This window comes from Pseudomonas sp. AF03-9 (assembly GCF_020515815.1).
GTDB lineage: Bacteria > Pseudomonadota > Gammaproteobacteria > Pseudomonadales > Pseudomonadaceae > Aquipseudomonas.
In genome coordinates this window covers 216276-232815 of the sequence record NZ_JAHPJF010000012.1, presented here as the reverse complement: position 1 = coordinate 232815, position 16540 = coordinate 216276, and the positions used below count along the sequence as shown (strand labels likewise).

Below are 16540 nucleotides of genomic sequence, written 5' to 3'. Positions count from 1 at the left end.
CGCGTCGCGCCCTTCGCGAGCAAGCCCGCTCCCACATTCAATCGCATTCCTACAGGATAAATGCGGTCGAGTGTGGGAGCGGGCTTGCTCGCGAAAGCGATCTATCAGGCAACGCGATTCAAATCATTATCCCGCGTCTCTTTCAGGCACAGCACCGCAATCAAGCTAAGCAACGCTGCCGCCGACACATACCCACCGACATAACTCAACCCGCCCATCGCCACCAGCTTGGTCGCGAAGAACGGCGCCGCCGAGGCTCCCACAATCCCACCCAGGTTATAGGCGGCCGAAGCGCCGGTATAACGCACGCGGGTCGGGAACAGTTCCGGCAGCATCGCGCCCATCGGCGCAAAGGTCACGCCCATCAGGAACAGCTCCAGCGCCAGGAACAGCGCCACGGCCCAGGTCGAACCGTGGGTCAGCAGTGGTTCCATGGTGAAACCCGACAGGATCGCCAGGATTGCGCCGACGATCAGCACCGGCTTGCGCCCGTAGCGATCACTGGCCAAGGCCGCCAGTGGCGTCGCCAGCCCCATGAACAGCACCGCGAAGCACAGCAAGCCGAGGAACGTCTCGCGGCTGTAGCCCAGGGTGGACACGCCGTAGCTCAGGGAAAACGCCGTGGTGATGTAGAACAGCGCATAACACACCACCATCGATGCGGCGCCCAACAGTACTGGCAGCCAATGCTGGCTGAACAGCTCCACCAACGGCACTTTGACTGGCGCTTCTTTGGCCACGGCATTGGCGAACACCGGGGTCTCGTGCAGTTTGAGGCGCGCATACAGGCCAACCATCACCAGCGCAGCGCTGAGGATGAACGGGATACGCCAGCCCCAACTGCGGAACTGCTCGTCGCTCAGGCTCATGGCCAGGATCAGGAACAAGCCGTTGGCCGCCAGGAAGCCGATCGACGGGCCCAATTGCGGGAACATGCCGAACCAGGCACGTTTGCCTTTCGGTGCGTTCTCGGTCGCCAGCAAGGCTGCGCCGCCCCATTCCCCGCCCAGGCCAAGGCCCTGGCCGAAACGCAGCACGCACAGCAGGATGGGGGCCCAGGCGCCGATGCTGTCATACCCCGGCAGCAAGCCGATCAACGTGGTGCACACGCCCATCAGCAGCAGCGAGGCCACCAGTGTGGATTTGCGCCCGATACGGTCTCCGAAGTGGCCGAACAACGCCGAACCCAGCGGGCGGGCGATGAAGGCGATACCGAAGGTCAGGAACGACGCCAGCATCTGCGCGGTGCCGGAGGTCTGCGGGAAGAACACCGGGCCAATCACCAGTGCAGCGGCAGTGGCGTAGATATAGAAGTCGTAGAACTCGATGGCGGTGCCGACGATGCTCGCCGTGGCAACCCGCGCGGTCGAGTTGGTCGGTGCAGCGGTCGCCGCTTCGTTATAGGTGGTGCTCATGAAGGTATCCCTGGCAGTCAGTGCGCGTTTGGACGCGGATTATTATTGGTCGAACACCCATGGATCAGGGTTGTGTGCGGGGCCGCTCGGGATGGGGGCGGACACCGGTCAGACACGGTAATGCGGCGCCTGTCCGCTTGGAGTGCGGGTAGCACGCGGACGGGTGGGGCTCTGGTAGGCCGCAGGGATTATAGGAAGGGCTTTGGAGATACAACAAGAGGGACTGATGCACCACAAACCAAATGTGTCAGATAGTCAGGCGGCGACCGGCACGCGATTGGTGTGCCAGATCAGCACCTTGCTCACCCGGTTGTCCTCGGTCTCGAGGATCTCCAGGCGATAGCGGCCGATCTTCAGGCACACCGCGCAATCGGGGATGGTTTCCAGCGCTTCAGTGACCAAGCCATTGAGGGTTTTGGGCCCGTCGCTGGGCAGGTGCCAGTTCAGGCTCTTGTTCAGCTCGCGGATCGAGGCGGCGCCATCGATGATATAGCGACCGTCCGGTTGCGCCTCGATATGCGGGTTGTCCGCGCTCTGCTCGCTTTCGAATTCGCCGACGATCTCTTCGAGGATGTCTTCCAGGGTCACGATGCCCAGCACTTCGCCGTATTCGTCCACCACCATGCCCAGGCGCCGTTGCTGCTTGTGGAAATTCAGCAGTTGCAGTTGCAGCGGTGTGCTCTCCGGGACGAAGTAGGGCTCGTGGCAGGCGGCGAGCAACGCTTCTTTGGTCAGGCTGGCGTCGGGCAGCAGGTGCTGGATCTGGCGGGTGTTGAGCACCGCTTCCACTTGGTTGATGTCGCTGTGGAATACCGGCAGGCGTGTGTGTTGGGAGCTGCGCAGTTGCTCGATGATCGCTTCGATCGGGTCATCCAGGTTGATGCCGTCCACTTCGCTGCGCGGTACCAGGATGTCATTGACCGTGATGTTGTCGAGGGCGTGGATGCCGGGCATGCCAGGGGGACGGTCTGTGTCGGCCTGGGGCTCGGGTTCGTCGTCGTGATCAGGCAGTGGCTCGTCGCTCTTTTTCACCACGCCGGTCTTGCGGGCGAACGGGCGCAGCAACAAGAGGCTGATGCCGTTGAGCAGCCAGGCCAGGGGATAGAGGATTTTCAGCGGTACGCCCAGCAGCGTGTTGCCAAAGCCGAGCACCGCCTGCGGGTAGCGGGTGGCGAGGGCGCGGGGTAGGTAGTCGGCGAGGACCAGCAGGAGTGCACAGGAGATCAGCCAGCCCAGCCATGGACCGTTCTGCGCCCAGGCATAGATCGCCAGCAGCGTGCAGAGGATCACCACTGCGGCACGACACAGGCTGTTGCACAGGATCAGGCTATTGCGCGGAAAGTTCAGGCGGGCGGCCGCCTTGTCGCCCTGGCGAGTGCCCGGGCGCAGTGCCAGCAGGTGCTGTTGTGCGGCCTCGATAGCGGTAAACAGCGCCGCCCATAACACCAGCAAGGCGACTACCGCGAGCATCGGCCCCAGGGGCAAGTTGTCCATGATCGCGGTCCGTCAGATATGCAGGATGTATTCACGAACCAGCTTGCTGCCGAAATAGGCCAGCATCAGCAGGCAGAAACCGGCCAGGGTCCAGCGGATCGCCTTGTGCCCACGCCAGCCGAGACGGTTGCGGCCCCACAGCAGCACGCTGAACACCACCCAGGCCAGGCACGCCAACAGGGTTTTGTGCACCAGGTGCTGGGCGAACAGGTTTTCGAAGAACAGCCAGCCAGAGATCAGCGACATCGACAGCAGCGTCCAGCCGGCCCACAGGAAACCGAACAGCAGGCTTTCCATGGTTTGCAGCGGCGGGAAGTTCTTGATCAGCCCGGACGGATGCTTGTGCTTGAGCTGGTGGTCCTGCAGCAGCAGGAGCAGGGCCTGGAACACCGCGATGGTGAACATGCCGTAGGCCAGGATCGACAGCAGGATATGCGCGAGGATGCCCGGCTCCTCATCGATCACCGGTACGGTGCCGGTCGGGGCGAATTGCGCCAGCAGCACCGTCAGCAAGCCGAGGGGGAATAGCAGGACCAGCAGGTTTTCCACCGGGATGCGCGAGCAGGCGATCAGCGTCAAGGCGATCACGGCGGCAGCGATCAGGCTGGCGGCGCTGAAAAAATCCAGGCCCAGGCCGACTGGCGTCATCAGGTGGGTAAACAGGCTGGCAGCGTGAGCCAGCAGGGCAAGGACGCCAAGGCCGACCAGCAGGCGTTTGTCCGCCTTGGTGCCTTGGGCCAGACGAGTGCCCTGATAGAGAGTCGCAGCGGCATACAACACGGCGGCGGCGAGGCTGGATAGCAAACTGGGTGACAAAGGGAGCATAAATCCTGTTAGGCAAGCCCGAAAGCCGCTGAGTTTGGCATACCCCCGCGTAACACGAAAGACTCTCAGGCCAGACAGCGGGTGTGCACGGCGACAGTCTTCGCTATAATCCGCGACCTGCCCACGCCGCAGGCTCGCCAAGCGCTGTTTTTAATAGCGATTTATCACAGCCTGGGCCGCCATGACCTCGGTCTACCAATGCACTTCGCTGAATAGGGCCTGAAAGGATCGCGCATGTTTGAAAACTTGACTGACCGTCTCTCGCAGACGCTGCGCCACGTAACCGGCAAGGCCAAGCTGACCGAGGACAATATTAAAGACACCCTGCGCGAAGTGCGCATGGCGTTGCTGGAAGCCGACGTGGCGTTGCCTGTGGTCAAGGACTTCGTCAACTCGGTCAAGGAGCGCGCGGTCGGCACTGAAGTGTCCCGCAGCCTGACTCCGGGCCAGGCGTTTGTAAAAATCGTCCAGGCTGAACTCGAAAGCCTGATGGGCGCGGCCAACGAAGACCTGAACCTCAGCGCCGTGCCACCGGCTGTCGTGCTGATGGCGGGCCTGCAAGGTGCGGGTAAGACCACCACTGCCGGCAAGCTGGCGCGTTTCCTTAAAGAGCGCAAGAAGAAGTCCGTGATGGTCGTGTCGGCCGACGTATACCGTCCGGCGGCGATCAAGCAGCTGGAAATGCTTGCGGGCGAAGTGGGCGTGACCTTCTTCCCGTCCGACCTGAGCCAGAAGCCGGTCGACATCGCCAACGCGGCTATTAAAGAAGCCAGGCTGAAATTCATCGACGTGGTCATCGTCGATACCGCCGGTCGCTTGCACATCGACGAAGAGATGATGGGCGAGATCAAGGCGTTGCACGCTGCGATCAACCCGGTCGAGACGCTGTTCGTGGTCGACGCCATGACCGGCCAGGATGCGGCCAACACTGCCAAGGCCTTCGGTGACGCACTGCCGCTGACCGGCGTGATCCTGACCAAGGTCGACGGCGACGCCCGTGGCGGTGCCGCTCTGTCGGTGCGTGCCATTACTGGCAAGCCGATCAAGTTCATCGGTATGGGCGAGAAGAGCGAGGCGCTCGAACCGTTCCATCCGGAGCGTATCGCTTCGCGTATCCTCGGCATGGGCGACGTGCTCAGCCTGATCGAACAGGCCGAGGCCACGCTCGACAAGGACAAGGCCGACAAACTGGCCAAGAAGCTGAAGAAGGGCAAGGGCTTCGACCTCGAAGACTTCCGCGACCAGCTGCAACAAATGAAGAACATGGGCGGCCTCGGCGGCCTGATGGACAAGCTGCCAAACATCGGCGGTGTGAACCTGGCGCAAATGGGTAATGCCCAGGGCGCGGCAGAGAAGCAGTTCAAGCAGATGGAAGCCATCATCAACTCCATGACCCCGGCCGAGCGCCGCGACCCTGAGCTGATCAGCGGTTCGCGCAAGCGTCGGATCGCCATGGGTTCCGGCACCCAGGTGCAGGACATCGGTCGCTTGATCAAGCAGCACAAGCAGATGCAGAAGATGATGAAGAAATTCTCCGCCAAGGGCGGTATGGCCAAGATGATGCGCGGCATGGGCGGTATGTTGCCCGGTGGCGGCATGCCGAAAATGTAAAGAATTCGAGCGGGAGCCTGGCTCCTGCTCCGACCCACAGGGATGTGGGATCTCCAGCAAACCCGCCGTTGGCGGGGGCTGACTCGCCGTTTTAATCGACGGCTCTATAGCAGATCTGAATGGCACGCCTATAGGCGCCAGAAAAAGACATTTGCAAAAGTCCGGATATTCCTTAGAATATGCGGCCTTTCGGGCACCTATGCCCGCTGTGCATTTAGATTTGCAGCACCGACTACAGGAACGATGTTCACATGCTAACAATCCGTCTTGCCCTTGGCGGCTCCAAAAAGCGCCCGTTTTACCACTTGACCGTAACTGACAGCCGCAACCCACGTGACGGCTCTCACAAGGAACAAGTTGGCTTCTTCAACCCGGTTGCTCGTGGTCAAGAAGTCCGTCTGTCCGTGAACCAAGAGCGCGTAGCCTACTGGCTGAGCGTTGGTGCACAACCATCTGAGCGTGTTGCTCAGCTGCTGAAGGACTCGGCTAAGGCCGCAGCCTGAGCAATATGAACGCGACGCCAGCTGTTGCTGATGATTTGATCGTTATCGGCAAGATTTACTCTGTTCATGGCGTTCGCGGCGAAGTGAAGGTGTATTCCTTTACTGATCCGACTGAAAACCTGTTGCAGTACAAAACCTGGACGCTCAAGCGCGAAGGTAGTGTGAAACAGGTCGAGCTGGTCAGTGGACGCGGGAGCGACAAGTTCCTGGTCGCAAAGCTCAAGGGTCTTGATGATCGTGAAGAAGCTCGTCTTCTGGCCGGTTATGAGATCTGCGTGCCGCGTAACCTGTTCCCTGAATTGACCGACGGCGAGTACTACTGGTACCAGCTGGAAGGTCTGAAGGTTGTTGATCAACTCGGGCAATTGCTCGGGAAAATCGATCATCTTCTGGAAACCGGCGCCAATGATGTAATGGTGGTCAAGCCTTGCGCTGGCAGCCTGGATGATCGCGAACGCCTGTTGCCGTATACCGAGCAATGCGTGTTGGCCGTCGACCTGGCAGCGGGCGAGATGAAGGTGGAATGGGATGCGGACTTCTAAGCGTGGCTAATCTGCGCATTGAAGTGATCAGTTTGTTTCCCGAGATGTTTTCCGCCATCAGCGAGTACGGCATCACCAGTCGGGCGGTGAAACAGGGGCTGTTGCAGCTCACCTGTTGGAACCCGCGAGACTACACGACGGATCGACATCACACTGTGGACGATCGCCCATTTGGCGGTGGCCCGGGCATGGTGATGAAGATCAAGCCCCTGGAAGACGCATTGGCCCAGGCCAAGGCTGCAGCGGGGGAGAAGGCGAAGGTGATTTACCTGTCCCCTCAAGGCCGTCAGCTGAAACAGGCTGCGGTACGCGACATGGCGAATGAGGAAGCACTGATCCTGATTGCCGGTCGCTATGAAGGCATTGACGAGCGCTTTATAGAGGCTCATGTCGATGAAGAGTGGTCGATTGGGGACTATGTCCTGTCTGGCGGCGAGCTGCCGGCGATGGTCCTGATAGATGCGGTTACACGACTGCTGCCTGGAGCTTTAGGGCATGCGGACTCCGCGGAGGAAGATTCCTTCACGGATGGTTTGCTGGATTGCCCGCACTACACCCGACCGGAGGTGTATGCGGATCAGCGTGTTCCCGACGTATTGCTAAGTGGCAATCACGCACACATCCGGCGTTGGCGTTTACAGCAGTCCCTTGGTCGGACCTATGAACGACGCGCCGATCTTCTGGAAAGCCGCTCGCTTTCTGGAGAAGAGAAGAAGCTGCTCGAGGAATACATCCTCGCGCGGGACGATAGTTAACAACGTATCGATGGTAGGTCCATTGACTTACCTTAGGAGCACAGCATGACTAACAAAATCATCCTTGCACTCGAAGCAGAGCAGATGACCAAAGAGATCCCTACCTTTGCCCCGGGCGACACCATTGTCGTTCAGGTGAAAGTGAAGGAAGGCGACCGTTCGCGTCTGCAAGCGTTCGAAGGCGTGGTAATCGCCAAGCGTAACCGTGGTGTGAACAGTGCTTTCACTGTTCGTAAAATCTCCAACGGTGTTGGCGTAGAGCGTACTTTCCAGACCTACAGCCCGCAAATCGACAGCATGGCCGTCAAGCGTCGCGGTGACGTACGTAAAGCCAAGCTGTACTACCTGCGTGACCTGTCCGGTAAAGCAGCTCGCATCAAGGAAAAACTGGCTTAAGTCCAGCTTCCCGATGCAGAAAAAAGCAGCCTACGGGCTGCTTTTTTGTGCCTGAAATTTGTCTATTTGCCGGTATTTGTCCATGACCTCCCGCCTTGAAGAAATCCAGCGCCGCACCGACCTGTCCGTCACCCATGTGACCAAGGCCGTGTTCCCGCCGACCACCAATCACCACAATACGTTGTTCGGTGGCACCGCCTTGGCGTGGATGGATGAAGTGTCGTTCATCACGGCCACCCGTTTCTGCCGTCTCCCACTGGTCACGGTCTCCACCGACCGTATCGACTTCAACCACGCGATCCCGGCGGGTTCCATCGTTGAGTTGATCGGTCGCGTGATCAAAGTCGGTAACACCAGCCTCAAGGTCGAGGTGGAAGTGTTCGTCGAGAGCATGAGTGCTGATGGTCGCGAAAAGGCGATCCAGGGTGTGTTCAGTTTTGTGGCCATTGATGCCGATAAGCGACCAGTGCCAGTGCTGCCTGGGTTTGTAGACTGATCTGGAACCGCGTCGCGGCCTGCGCAGGCAAGCCTGCTCCCACATTTGATCGGTGTTGGATGCAAATCAGTGGCCCAACACAAAACCCTGTGGGAGCTGGCTTGCCTGCGATAGGATCTGACAGACACTCCAGTAATCCACCTGAGCCCCCATGCCCGCCATTGACCACCCCTTGATCGACCGCTTCCTCGATGCCCTTTGGTTGGAAAAAGGCCTGTCGGACAACACCCGCCAGGCTTACCGCAGCGACCTGGCCCTGTTCAATGGCTGGCTACAGGAAAAAAATCTCGAACTGCTCAACGCCGGCCGCGAGCTGATCCTCGACCACCTGGCCTGGCGCCTGGAGCAGAACTACAAGCCACGTTCCACTGCGCGATTCCTCTCTGGTGTGCGTGGTTTTTATCGCTATCTGCTGCGGGAAAAGCTGATCGCCCTCGACCCCACCCTGCAAGTCGATATGCCCCAACTTGGCAGGCCATTGCCCAAATCCCTGTCGGAAGCTGACGTGGAGGCCTTGCTCGCCGCCCCGGACCTGAGTGAAGCCATCGGCCAGCGCGACCGCGCCATGCTCGAAGTGCTGTACGCCTGCGGCCTGCGGGTGACTGAGCTGATCAGCCTGACCCTGGAGCAAGTGAACCTGCGCCAGGGCGTGTTGCGGGTGATGGGCAAGGGCAGCAAGGAGCGGCTGGTGCCGATGGGCGAGGAGGCGATTGTGTGGGTCGAGCGCTATATGCGCGATGCCCGCGGCGAACTGCTCGGCGGGCGCCCCAGCGATGTGCTGTTCCCCAGCCTGCGTGGCGAGCAGATGACCCGCCAGACCTTCTGGCACCGCATCAAGCACCAGGCCAGGGTCGCCGGGATCGGCAAGACGCTGTCGCCCCACACGTTGCGCCATGCATTCGCCACGCATTTGCTCAACCACGGGGCGGATTTGCGTGTGGTCCAGATGCTGCTCGGCCACAGCGACTTATCCACCACCCAGATCTACACCCATGTGGCACGCGCACGTTTGCAGGATATGCACGCAAAGCACCACCCGCGAGGCTGAAAACGTCCAATTTATCCGGCCACGGGCTGCCCTGCGGCCCAACTGTGGTAGGCTTTGCCGGTTAGCAAAGGGGACGACCCAGACCTGTGTTGCCAAGCAGTGTTACTTCCCGTCCCTGCATCTGCCTTCAGGAGTTCCCATGCGCTTGACCCAGATTATTGCCGCCGCAGCCATTGCGTTGGTTTCCACCTTTGCCTTCGCCGATGACGCTGCCGAGCAGACCATCCGCAAGAGCCTGGCCAACCTGCAGCTCGATACCCCGATCGAAAGCATCAGCGCCAGCCCGATGGCCGGCCTGTATGAAGTCAAGCTCAAGGGCAGCCGCGTGCTGTACGCCAGCGCCGACGGCCAGTACATCGTCCAGGGCTACCTGTTCCAGTTGAAGGATGGCAAGCCGGTCAACCTGACTGAAAAAGCCGAACGCCTGGGTGTTTCCAAGCTGATCAATGGCATTCCGGTGGCCGAGACTGTGGTGTACCCGGCCATCGGCGAGACCAAGACCCATATCACCGTGTTCACCGACACTACCTGCCCGTATTGCCACAAGCTGCACGCCGAAGTGCCTGCGCTGAACAAGCTCGGCGTGGAAGTACGCTACGTAGCGTTCCCGCGCCAGGGCCTGGGTTCGCCGGGTGACGAGCAGTTGCAAGCGGTGTGGTGCTCGGCCGACAAGAAAGCGGCCATGGACAAGATGGTCGACGGCAAGGAAATCAAGGCGGCCAAATGCGCCAATCCGGTTTCCAAGCAATTCGCCTTGGGCCAGTCCATCGGTGTGAACGGTACGCCGGCCATCGTTTTGGCCGACGGCCAAGTGATTCCGGGCTACCAGCCAGCACCACAAGTTGCCAAACTGGCGCTCGGTGCCAAATAAATCAGTATCGTCGAAACGTCGACGATCAAGGCGCGCTGACACGTCGGCGAGTCGTTAATTGCAAGCCGCAGTCGTGCGGCTGTTTTCCACGGCCGACCTAGCGTCGGCCGTTTCATGGGGAGTTCTTCAGTGAAACCGGTCAAAGTAGGCATCTGTGGGTTAGGGACCGTCGGTGGCGGCACCTTCAACGTACTTCAGCGTAATGCTGAAGAAATTTCCCGCCGTGCAGGTCGCGGGATTGAAGTGGCGCAAATTGCCACGCGTTCGCCAAAGCCTCAGTTCGAAACGACCGGTATTGCGATTACCAACGATGTCTTCGCCGTTGCCACCAACCCTGAGATCGATATCGTCATTGAGCTGGTCGGCGGCTACACCGTGGCCCGCGAGCTGGTGCTCAAGGCCATCGAGAACGGCAAGCACGTGGTCACCGCCAACAAGGCACTGATCGCCGTGCACGGCAACGAGATCTTCGCCAAGGCGCGCGAGAAGGGCGTGATCGTGGCGTTCGAAGCCGCGGTGGCCGGTGGTATCCCGGTGATCAAGGCGATCCGGGAAGGCCTGTCCGCCAACCGTATCAACTGGGTGGCCGGCATCATCAACGGCACCGGTAACTTCATCCTCACCGAAATGCGCGAGAAGGGCCGCACCTTCGAAGACGTGCTGGCCGAAGCCCAGGCCCTGGGTTACGCCGAAGCCGACCCGACCTTCGACGTGGAAGGCATCGACGCCGCGCACAAGCTGACCATCCTGGCGTCCATCGCCTTTGGTATCCCGCTGCAGTTCGACAAGGCCTACACCGAAGGCATCACCAAGCTGACCACCGCGGATGTGAACTACGCCGAAGCCCTGGGCTACCGCATCAAGCACCTGGGCGTTGCGCGCAGCACCCCGGCCGGTATCGAGCTGCGTGTGCACCCGACGCTGATCCCGGCGGACCGCCTGATCGCCAACGTCAATGGCGTGATGAACGCCGTGATGGTCAACGGTGACGCCGCCGGCTCCACGCTGTTCTACGGCGCCGGTGCCGGTATGGAGCCAACCGCTTCGTCGGTGATCGCCGACCTGGTGGACGTGGTGCGTGCCATGACCAGCGACCCGGAAAACCGCGTACCGCACCTGGCCTTCCAGCCGGATTCGCTGTCGGCCCACCCGATCCTGCCGATCGAAGCCTGCGAAAGCGCCTACTACCTGCGTATCCAGGCCCAGGATCACCCGGGCGTACTGGCTCAGGTCGCGAGCATCCTGTCGGAGCGCGGTATCAATATAGAGTCGATCATGCAGAAGGAAGTCGAGGAGCAAAACGGCCAGGTGCCGATGATCCTGCTGACCCACCGCGTGCTCGAGCAGCACATCAACGATGCCATCACCGCCCTGGAAGCCCTGCAAGGCGTGGTCGGCCCGGTGGTGCGCATCCGCGTCGAACACTTGAACTAACCGATTTGTTCCAGGGGCCCCGTACGTGCGGCGGCCTCTGTTCGAGAATGTTTTAGAGGAGCCAGTCATGCGTTACATCAGCACCCGCGGCCAGGCACCGGCCCTGAATTTCGAAGATGTCCTGCTGGCAGGCCTTGCCACCGACGGCGGCCTGTACGTGCCGGAAAACCTGCCACGCTTCACCCAGGAAGAAATCGCCTCGTGGGCCGGCCTGCCGTACCACGAGCTGGCGTTCCGGGTGATGCGCCCGTTCGTCACCGGCAGCATTCCGGACGCGGATTTCAAGAAGATTCTGGAAGAGACGTACGGCGTGTTTTCCCACAACGCTATCGCCCCTCTGCGTCAACTGAACGGCAACGAATGGGTCCTGGAGCTGTTCCACGGCCCCACCCTGGCGTTCAAGGACTTCGCACTGCAACTGCTGGGTCGCCTGCTGGACTACGTGCTGCAAAAACGCGGCGAGCGTGTGGTGATCATCGGCGCCACCTCCGGTGATACCGGTTCGGCGGCCATCGAAGGCTGCAAGCACTGCGAAAACGTCGACATCTTTATCCTGCACCCGCACAAGCGTGTGTCGGAAGTGCAGCGTCGGCAGATGACCACCATCTTCGGCGAGAACATCCATAACATCGCCATCGAAGGCAACTTCGATGACTGCCAGGAAATGGTCAAGAACAGCTTCGCCGACCAGAGCTTCCTGAAGGGCACACGCCTGGTGGCGGTGAACTCGATCAACTGGGCGCGGATCATGGCCCAGATCGTCTATTACTTCCACGCCTCGCTGCAGCTGGGTGGCCCGGCCCGTTCCGTGTCGTTCTCGGTGCCGACCGGCAACTTCGGCGACATCTTCGCCGGCTACCTGGCGCGCAACATGGGCCTGCCGATCAACCAGTTGATCGTCGCCACCAACCGAAACGACATCCTGCATCGCTTCATGAGCGGCAATCAGTACGTCAAGGAAACCCTGCACGCCACGCTGTCGCCGTCCATGGACATCATGGTCTCGTCGAACTTCGAACGCCTGCTGTTCGACATGCACGGTCGCAACGGTGCGGCCATTGCCGGCTTGATGGACACCTTCAAGCGCGGCGGCGGTTTCAGTGTGGATGAAGAGCGCTGGACCGAAACCCGCAAGCTGTTCGACTCCCTGGCCGTGGACGACGCGCAGACCTGCGAAACCATCGCAGAAGTCTATGCCCAGACCGGCGAGCTGCTGGACCCGCACACCGCCATTGGTGTGAAGGCCGCCCGCGAATGCCGTCGCAGCCTGGACATCCCGATGGTGATCCTGGGCACCGCGCATCCGGTCAAATTCCCGGAAGCGGTGGAGAAGGCCGGTGTCGGCAAGGCCCTGGAATTGCCGGTGCACTTGGCTGACCTGTTCGAACGTGAAGAACGTTGCACAGTCTTGGCCAATGACCTGAAGGCTGTGCAGACGTTTGTGAGCCAGCACGGAAATCGTGGCAAGCCGCTCTGATTCAATGGCTTTGCGAGGTTGCTCAAGCCCGTCTTCGTGACGGGCTTTTTTATTGGGGCAAGCCATACCCATGGATTAGCGACGTTTTTTGTTTTTGGCAAGCCCGGCCGAGCGCTATGAGAATAGCTTCTGCGCGACCTCTATTACGGTGCCGACAGCGGCATAAAAGCCTGTTGCGTAAGCATTTATGTGCGCCGTTTTTTGCCTGTCATGTTTCAAGCGCATGCTGGAATCCGTCACCCCTGACGCCCCCATAAAGACGATAAAGCGAACTTTCCTACGTCACAAACAGTCACTTAGGATAGATGCAGCTCCCGTTGAAACGATTGTTCCCGAACTATTGAGTGGTGATCGAGATGGAAAGTATCAGCCTATTGCTCGAAGAAGCACTGAGCCCTTATCAGGTTACGCTGACCACCTCTGGTGTGCAGGCCGAGTGCCTGGTAACCGTGAAGAACCCTGCTGGCGCCATCGTGGTCGAGCGTGAAGTCGACCGCGCCCAATTGATGGACAAGCGTGTGCTGGTGGATGTGGTGGATTGCCTGCTGCGCGACATCAAGATTGCCGAAGGGCGCCTGGAGCCCTCGGTCATTGCAGCCTTGCGCAACGCAGCCCAGACCCGCAGCGCCGCCGTTGCATGAAGAATTGTTTAATCATGGAAACTTCCTACGGCATGGCCGGTCAGATTTCGTAACAGCAAGAGCAAACATTGTGCTCCGGTGTTTGTGCCTTGCTGTACTGGTCTTTGTAGGCCACGTTTAACCCCGAAGTGTCTCCCCACTCTTCGGGGTTTCTTTTTGCCCGGGATTTGTCACTGCTCCGGGAAGTCCTGGAAAAAGCTCGGGTTGTCCCGCAGGTAACGTTCGCGCAAGACCGGGTCCAGCCACGACGCATACGATTGCTGCACCTGCTCCAATGGAATCTCACGCAGCACTTGATTGATTCGCGCTATGGCCTGGCGACCCAGGGGTGTATCCGAGCAAGCAATGTGCGTGTGTTGGTAAGGTGCCGTGCCCTTGATGGGATAGAAGCTCAGGTCGTCGGTGGCAATGCCCTGTTGCTGGGCGTGGTAGCGGATCTCCGGCCAGTAACCCAGTACCGCCTCCAGGCGTCCCAGGCGCTGCATTTGCAACAGGCTGCCCAAGGCATCGTTGCCGTAGTGAAGGGCGAGCGTGTGGGGATCGGCGTGCTTGAGCCGCTCATCGATGACCGGCCCGTAGCTGCGCTCCGCGATCGCGCCCACCCGTGTCTTGTGGGCATCGAGGAAGGCCTGCAGGTCAAACTGGCCCTCGATGATGTAGGGTTTCATCGCGTCCAACTGGCTGTGCCGGATCGCGATGCCATTGCTGGCAACCACAAATGCCTGGCTGGAAAACACGATGTACTTGGCGCGTTCTGGCGTCCACAGCAATGACGGGTCGCAGGTGAACGTAGGTTCGCGCAGCATCTGCATGCCACGCGCGCGATTGACGTGCTGCACCTGATGCCGGTACTCCGGCAAGTGTTCGATGAGTATCGGCAACAATTGGTCCAGCGCGCCCTGGCCTTTGCCCGGCCCCTCGAAAATGGTCAGTGGCGGCAAGTCGCGCAGCAGCCAGATCAAGGTGTCTTCGGCATGCGCCGTTGCAGGCAGCCCACCCAGTATTGCGCAGGCGAGGCACCACTGGATGAACCAGCATCTGCACCGGTGAGCCATCAGATCGCGCCTTCCTCACGCAAACGCACAATGGCGGCAGCGTCGTAGCCCAGTTCAGCGAGTACCACGCTGTTGTGTTCACCCAGTTGCGGCCCGACCCATTCGCAACTGCCTGGGGTGTCCGACAGTTTTGGCACGATGCCTGGCATCTTGAAGTCCTTGCCGCCGGGCAGTTTGGCCTGGAGGAACATTTCCCTGGCGAGATATTGCGGGTCGCCCAGCATGTCTTCGGCGCTGTAGATGCGACTGGCGGGCACCTCGGCGTTGTTCAATGCTTCGACCACCTGATCCAGCGCAAGCGAATTGACCCAGCGATCAATCACGCCATACAGCTCATCGCGGCGGCTGTCGCGCCCGTCATTGCTGGCCAGTTGCGGATCATTGGCCAGGTCTTCGCGACCAATGGCCAGCATGAACCGCTTGAAGATCGCATCACCGTTGGCGCCGATCTGTACGTGCTTGCCATCGGCGCTGGTATGGATCGACGACGGTGTAATGCCCGGCATGATGTTGCCGGTGCGCTCGCGGATAAATCCGAAGACATCGAACTCGGGGATCATGCTTTCCATCATGGCGAAGATGGCCTCATACAGCGCCACGTCCACCACCTGGCCCAGCCCGCCATTCACCTCGCGATGACGCAGCGCCATCAACGCGCCGATCACCGCCCACAGCGCGGCAATCGAGTCGCCGATGGAAATCCCCGTACGCACCGGCGGGCGGTCCTCGAAGCCGGTGATGTAGCGCAGGCCGCCCATGGATTCGCCCACCGCGCCAAAACCCGGCTGGTCTTTCATGGGCCCGGTCTGGCCAAACCCCGACAGGCGCACCATCACCAGCTTGGGGTTCAGTGCATGTAAGGTTTCCCAGCTCAGGCCGAGCTTCTCCAGCACGCCGGGACGGAAGTTTTCGATAAGGATGTCGGCGTCGGCCAGCAACTGTTTAAGGATCGCCAAACCCTGTGGGTGCTTGAGGTTCAGCGTCAACGACTGCTTGTTGCGCGCCTGCACGAACCACCACAGCGAAGTGCCTTCATACAACTTGCGCCATTTGCGCAACGGGTCGCCGCCGTCCGGGGATTCGACCTTGATCACCTCGGCACCGAACTCGGCACAGATCCGTGACGCAAACGGGCCAGCGATCAGGGTGCCCAGTTCGATGACTTTCAGCCCGGCAAGTGGTTTGGCGGTAAACGACATGAGGATCCTTGCAAACATGAGACGGTGGTGTGATGCCTTTTAACATAGGCGAGCGGCCCAGGGATAAGGATGATGCAGCGCAGTATTCGTTGAATGGCCTCGCCATCGGTTAGACTGGCCGCCTTTCCCTGTCTCTAGAAGTCCGTTCATGGCCCAGCCGTCCACAACCTACAAATTCGAACTCAATCTCACCGACCTCGATCGTTCGGTGTACGAGAGCGTCAAACAGACCATCGCCCGGCATCCTTCGGAAACCGAAGAGCGCATGACCGTGCGCCTGCTGGCCTACGCCCTCTGGTACAACGAACAGTTGTCGTTCGGTCGTGGTCTGTCAGATGTAGACGAACCAGCCCTGTGGGAAAAAAGCCTGGATGACCGGGTTTTGCATTGGATCGAAGTTGGCCAGCCCGATGCCGACCGCCTGACCTGGTGCTCGCGCCGCACCGAGCGCACCAGCCTGTTGGCCTATGGCAGCCTGCGTGTGTGGGAAGGCAAGGTGGTGCCGGTGGCGAACAACCTGAAGAACGTGCACATCGCAGCTGTGCCGCAGGACGTCCTGGAGATCCTGGCCAAGGACATGCCGCGCGTTATCAAGTGGGACGTGATGATCAGCGAAGGCACCATGTTCGTGACTGACGACCGTGGCCAGCACGAAGTGCAGCTGCAATGGCTGGTCGGCGAACGCGGCTGAACCTGCAGCAGCAGGCAGCTCCCACAAAGGGCCTGTGCCGTTTTCACTATTCCTGTTTAACCGTTGTATCGAAGAGAAGCCTTCCTC

17 protein-coding genes are annotated in these 16540 nt (G+C 60.2%); 12 read left to right on the top strand and 5 right to left on the bottom strand.

Features of this window, described 5'->3' with window-relative positions; all coding sequences use genetic code 11:
- Positions 1–104 precede the first annotated feature (104 nt).
- The 3 genes from LIY36_RS16365 to LIY36_RS16355 all read right to left on the bottom strand — a co-directional run bounded on the left by LIY36_RS16365 (position 105) and on the right by LIY36_RS16355 (position 3734).
- Positions 105–1415 carry an MFS transporter gene (locus LIY36_RS16365; protein WP_226456298.1) on the bottom strand — a complete coding sequence of 437 codons (1311 nt, stop codon included), beginning with the start codon at positions 1413–1415 and terminating at the stop codon, positions 105–107.
- 255 nt (positions 1416–1670) lie between these two features.
- A complete protein-coding gene (locus tag LIY36_RS16360; protein WP_226456297.1) occupies positions 1671–2909 on the bottom strand; it encodes a transporter associated domain-containing protein in 1239 nt (412 codons plus the stop codon).
- A 12-nt stretch (positions 2910–2921) separates the two neighbouring features.
- A complete protein-coding gene (locus tag LIY36_RS16355) occupies positions 2922–3734 on the bottom strand; it encodes a cytochrome C assembly family protein (protein WP_192299524.1) in 813 nt (270 codons plus the stop codon).
- A 234-nt stretch (positions 3735–3968) separates the two neighbouring features.
- Between LIY36_RS16355 and ffh the strand changes: the two genes are divergently transcribed.
- From ffh to LIY36_RS16300, 11 genes are all read left to right on the top strand, one after another.
- Positions 3969–5345, top strand: coding sequence for a signal recognition particle protein (gene ffh, locus LIY36_RS16350; protein ID WP_003175900.1), 1377 nt, complete (start codon positions 3969–3971; stop codon positions 5343–5345).
- Between the two features lie 251 nt (positions 5346–5596).
- The gene (gene rpsP / locus LIY36_RS16345; protein ID WP_045059142.1) at positions 5597–5848 is read left to right on the top strand and encodes a 30S ribosomal protein S16; all 252 of its coding nucleotides are present in this window, start codon (positions 5597–5599) and stop codon (positions 5846–5848) included.
- A gap of 5 nt (positions 5849–5853) precedes the next feature.
- The gene (gene rimM / locus LIY36_RS16340; RefSeq protein WP_017736776.1) at positions 5854–6390 is read left to right on the top strand and encodes a ribosome maturation factor RimM; all 537 of its coding nucleotides are present in this window, start codon (positions 5854–5856) and stop codon (positions 6388–6390) included.
- Positions 6372–7145: a tRNA (guanosine(37)-N1)-methyltransferase TrmD gene (trmD, locus tag LIY36_RS16335; protein WP_192299523.1), complete on the top strand. Its 774-nt coding sequence runs from the start codon at positions 6372–6374 to the stop codon at positions 7143–7145. Before rimM ends, trmD begins: the two co-directional genes overlap by 19 nt.
- A gap of 45 nt (positions 7146–7190) precedes the next feature.
- Positions 7191–7541: a 50S ribosomal protein L19 gene (gene rplS, locus LIY36_RS16330; RefSeq protein ID WP_003175895.1), complete on the top strand. Its 351-nt coding sequence runs from the start codon at positions 7191–7193 to the stop codon at positions 7539–7541.
- Between the two features lie 82 nt (positions 7542–7623).
- A complete protein-coding gene (locus LIY36_RS16325) occupies positions 7624–8037 on the top strand; it encodes an acyl-CoA thioesterase (RefSeq protein ID WP_192299522.1) in 414 nt (137 codons plus the stop codon).
- Between the two features lie 151 nt (positions 8038–8188).
- On the top strand, positions 8189–9085 hold the full coding sequence (gene xerD, locus LIY36_RS16320; RefSeq protein WP_192299521.1) for a site-specific tyrosine recombinase XerD: 897 nt from the start codon (positions 8189–8191) through the stop codon (positions 9083–9085).
- A 139-nt stretch (positions 9086–9224) separates the two neighbouring features.
- Positions 9225–9956 carry a thioredoxin fold domain-containing protein gene (locus tag LIY36_RS16315; protein ID WP_124525023.1) on the top strand — a complete coding sequence of 244 codons (732 nt, stop codon included), beginning with the start codon at positions 9225–9227 and terminating at the stop codon, positions 9954–9956.
- Positions 9957–10085: 129 nt separating this feature from the next.
- Positions 10086–11390 carry a homoserine dehydrogenase gene (locus LIY36_RS16310; protein ID WP_192299520.1) on the top strand — a complete coding sequence of 435 codons (1305 nt, stop codon included), beginning with the start codon at positions 10086–10088 and terminating at the stop codon, positions 11388–11390.
- Between the two features lie 67 nt (positions 11391–11457).
- Positions 11458–12867: a threonine synthase gene (gene thrC / locus LIY36_RS16305; RefSeq protein WP_192299519.1), complete on the top strand. Its 1410-nt coding sequence runs from the start codon at positions 11458–11460 to the stop codon at positions 12865–12867.
- A gap of 356 nt (positions 12868–13223) precedes the next feature.
- A complete protein-coding gene (locus LIY36_RS16300; protein ID WP_192299518.1) occupies positions 13224–13508 on the top strand; it encodes a DUF3509 domain-containing protein in 285 nt (94 codons plus the stop codon).
- Between the two features lie 170 nt (positions 13509–13678).
- On the opposite strand, the gene LIY36_RS16295 is transcribed toward LIY36_RS16300, so the two are convergent.
- Positions 13679–14563 carry a TIGR02285 family protein gene (locus LIY36_RS16295; protein WP_226456296.1) on the bottom strand — a complete coding sequence of 295 codons (885 nt, stop codon included), beginning with the start codon at positions 14561–14563 and terminating at the stop codon, positions 13679–13681.
- Positions 14563–15762, bottom strand: a complete 1200-nt coding sequence (locus LIY36_RS16290; protein WP_226456295.1) for a CaiB/BaiF CoA transferase family protein — start codon at positions 15760–15762, stop codon at positions 14563–14565. The genes LIY36_RS16295 and LIY36_RS16290 overlap by 1 nt, the downstream gene beginning before the upstream one ends.
- 148 nt (positions 15763–15910) lie before the next feature.
- Between LIY36_RS16290 and LIY36_RS16285 the strand changes: the two genes are divergently transcribed.
- Entirely contained in the window at positions 15911–16453 is a 543-nt protein-coding gene (locus tag LIY36_RS16285) for a YaeQ family protein (RefSeq protein ID WP_192299515.1), read from the top strand.
- Positions 16454–16540: the final 87 nt, after the last annotated feature.

What these genes read in the sequence shown, in the direction of transcription:
- LIY36_RS16365 (WP_226456298.1), bottom strand. Translation starts at nt 1,415, where the DNA reads ATGAGCACCACCTATAACGAAGCGGCGACCGCTGCACCGACCAACTCG.
- LIY36_RS16360 (WP_226456297.1), bottom strand. Translation starts at nt 2,909, where the DNA reads ATGGACAACTTGCCCCTGGGGCCGATGCTCGCGGTAGTCGCCTTGCTG.
- LIY36_RS16355 (WP_192299524.1), bottom strand. Translation starts at nt 3,734, where the DNA reads ATGCTCCCTTTGTCACCCAGTTTGCTATCCAGCCTCGCCGCCGCCGTG.
- ffh (WP_003175900.1), top strand. Translation starts at nt 3,969, where the DNA reads ATGTTTGAAAACTTGACTGACCGTCTCTCGCAGACGCTGCGCCACGTA.
- rpsP (WP_045059142.1), top strand. Translation starts at nt 5,597, where the DNA reads ATGCTAACAATCCGTCTTGCCCTTGGCGGCTCCAAAAAGCGCCCGTTT.
- rimM (WP_017736776.1), top strand. Translation starts at nt 5,854, where the DNA reads ATGAACGCGACGCCAGCTGTTGCTGATGATTTGATCGTTATCGGCAAG.
- trmD (WP_192299523.1), top strand. Translation starts at nt 6,372, where the DNA reads ATGGGATGCGGACTTCTAAGCGTGGCTAATCTGCGCATTGAAGTGATC.
- rplS (WP_003175895.1), top strand. Translation starts at nt 7,191, where the DNA reads ATGACTAACAAAATCATCCTTGCACTCGAAGCAGAGCAGATGACCAAA.
- LIY36_RS16325 (WP_192299522.1), top strand. Translation starts at nt 7,624, where the DNA reads ATGACCTCCCGCCTTGAAGAAATCCAGCGCCGCACCGACCTGTCCGTC.
- xerD (WP_192299521.1), top strand. Translation starts at nt 8,189, where the DNA reads ATGCCCGCCATTGACCACCCCTTGATCGACCGCTTCCTCGATGCCCTT.
- LIY36_RS16315 (WP_124525023.1), top strand. Translation starts at nt 9,225, where the DNA reads ATGCGCTTGACCCAGATTATTGCCGCCGCAGCCATTGCGTTGGTTTCC.
- thrC (WP_192299519.1), top strand. Translation starts at nt 11,458, where the DNA reads ATGCGTTACATCAGCACCCGCGGCCAGGCACCGGCCCTGAATTTCGAA.
- LIY36_RS16300 (WP_192299518.1), top strand. Translation starts at nt 13,224, where the DNA reads ATGGAAAGTATCAGCCTATTGCTCGAAGAAGCACTGAGCCCTTATCAG.
- LIY36_RS16295 (WP_226456296.1), bottom strand. Translation starts at nt 14,563, where the DNA reads ATGGCTCACCGGTGCAGATGCTGGTTCATCCAGTGGTGCCTCGCCTGC.
- LIY36_RS16290 (WP_226456295.1), bottom strand. Translation starts at nt 15,762, where the DNA reads ATGTCGTTTACCGCCAAACCACTTGCCGGGCTGAAAGTCATCGAACTG.
- LIY36_RS16285 (WP_192299515.1), top strand. Translation starts at nt 15,911, where the DNA reads ATGGCCCAGCCGTCCACAACCTACAAATTCGAACTCAATCTCACCGAC.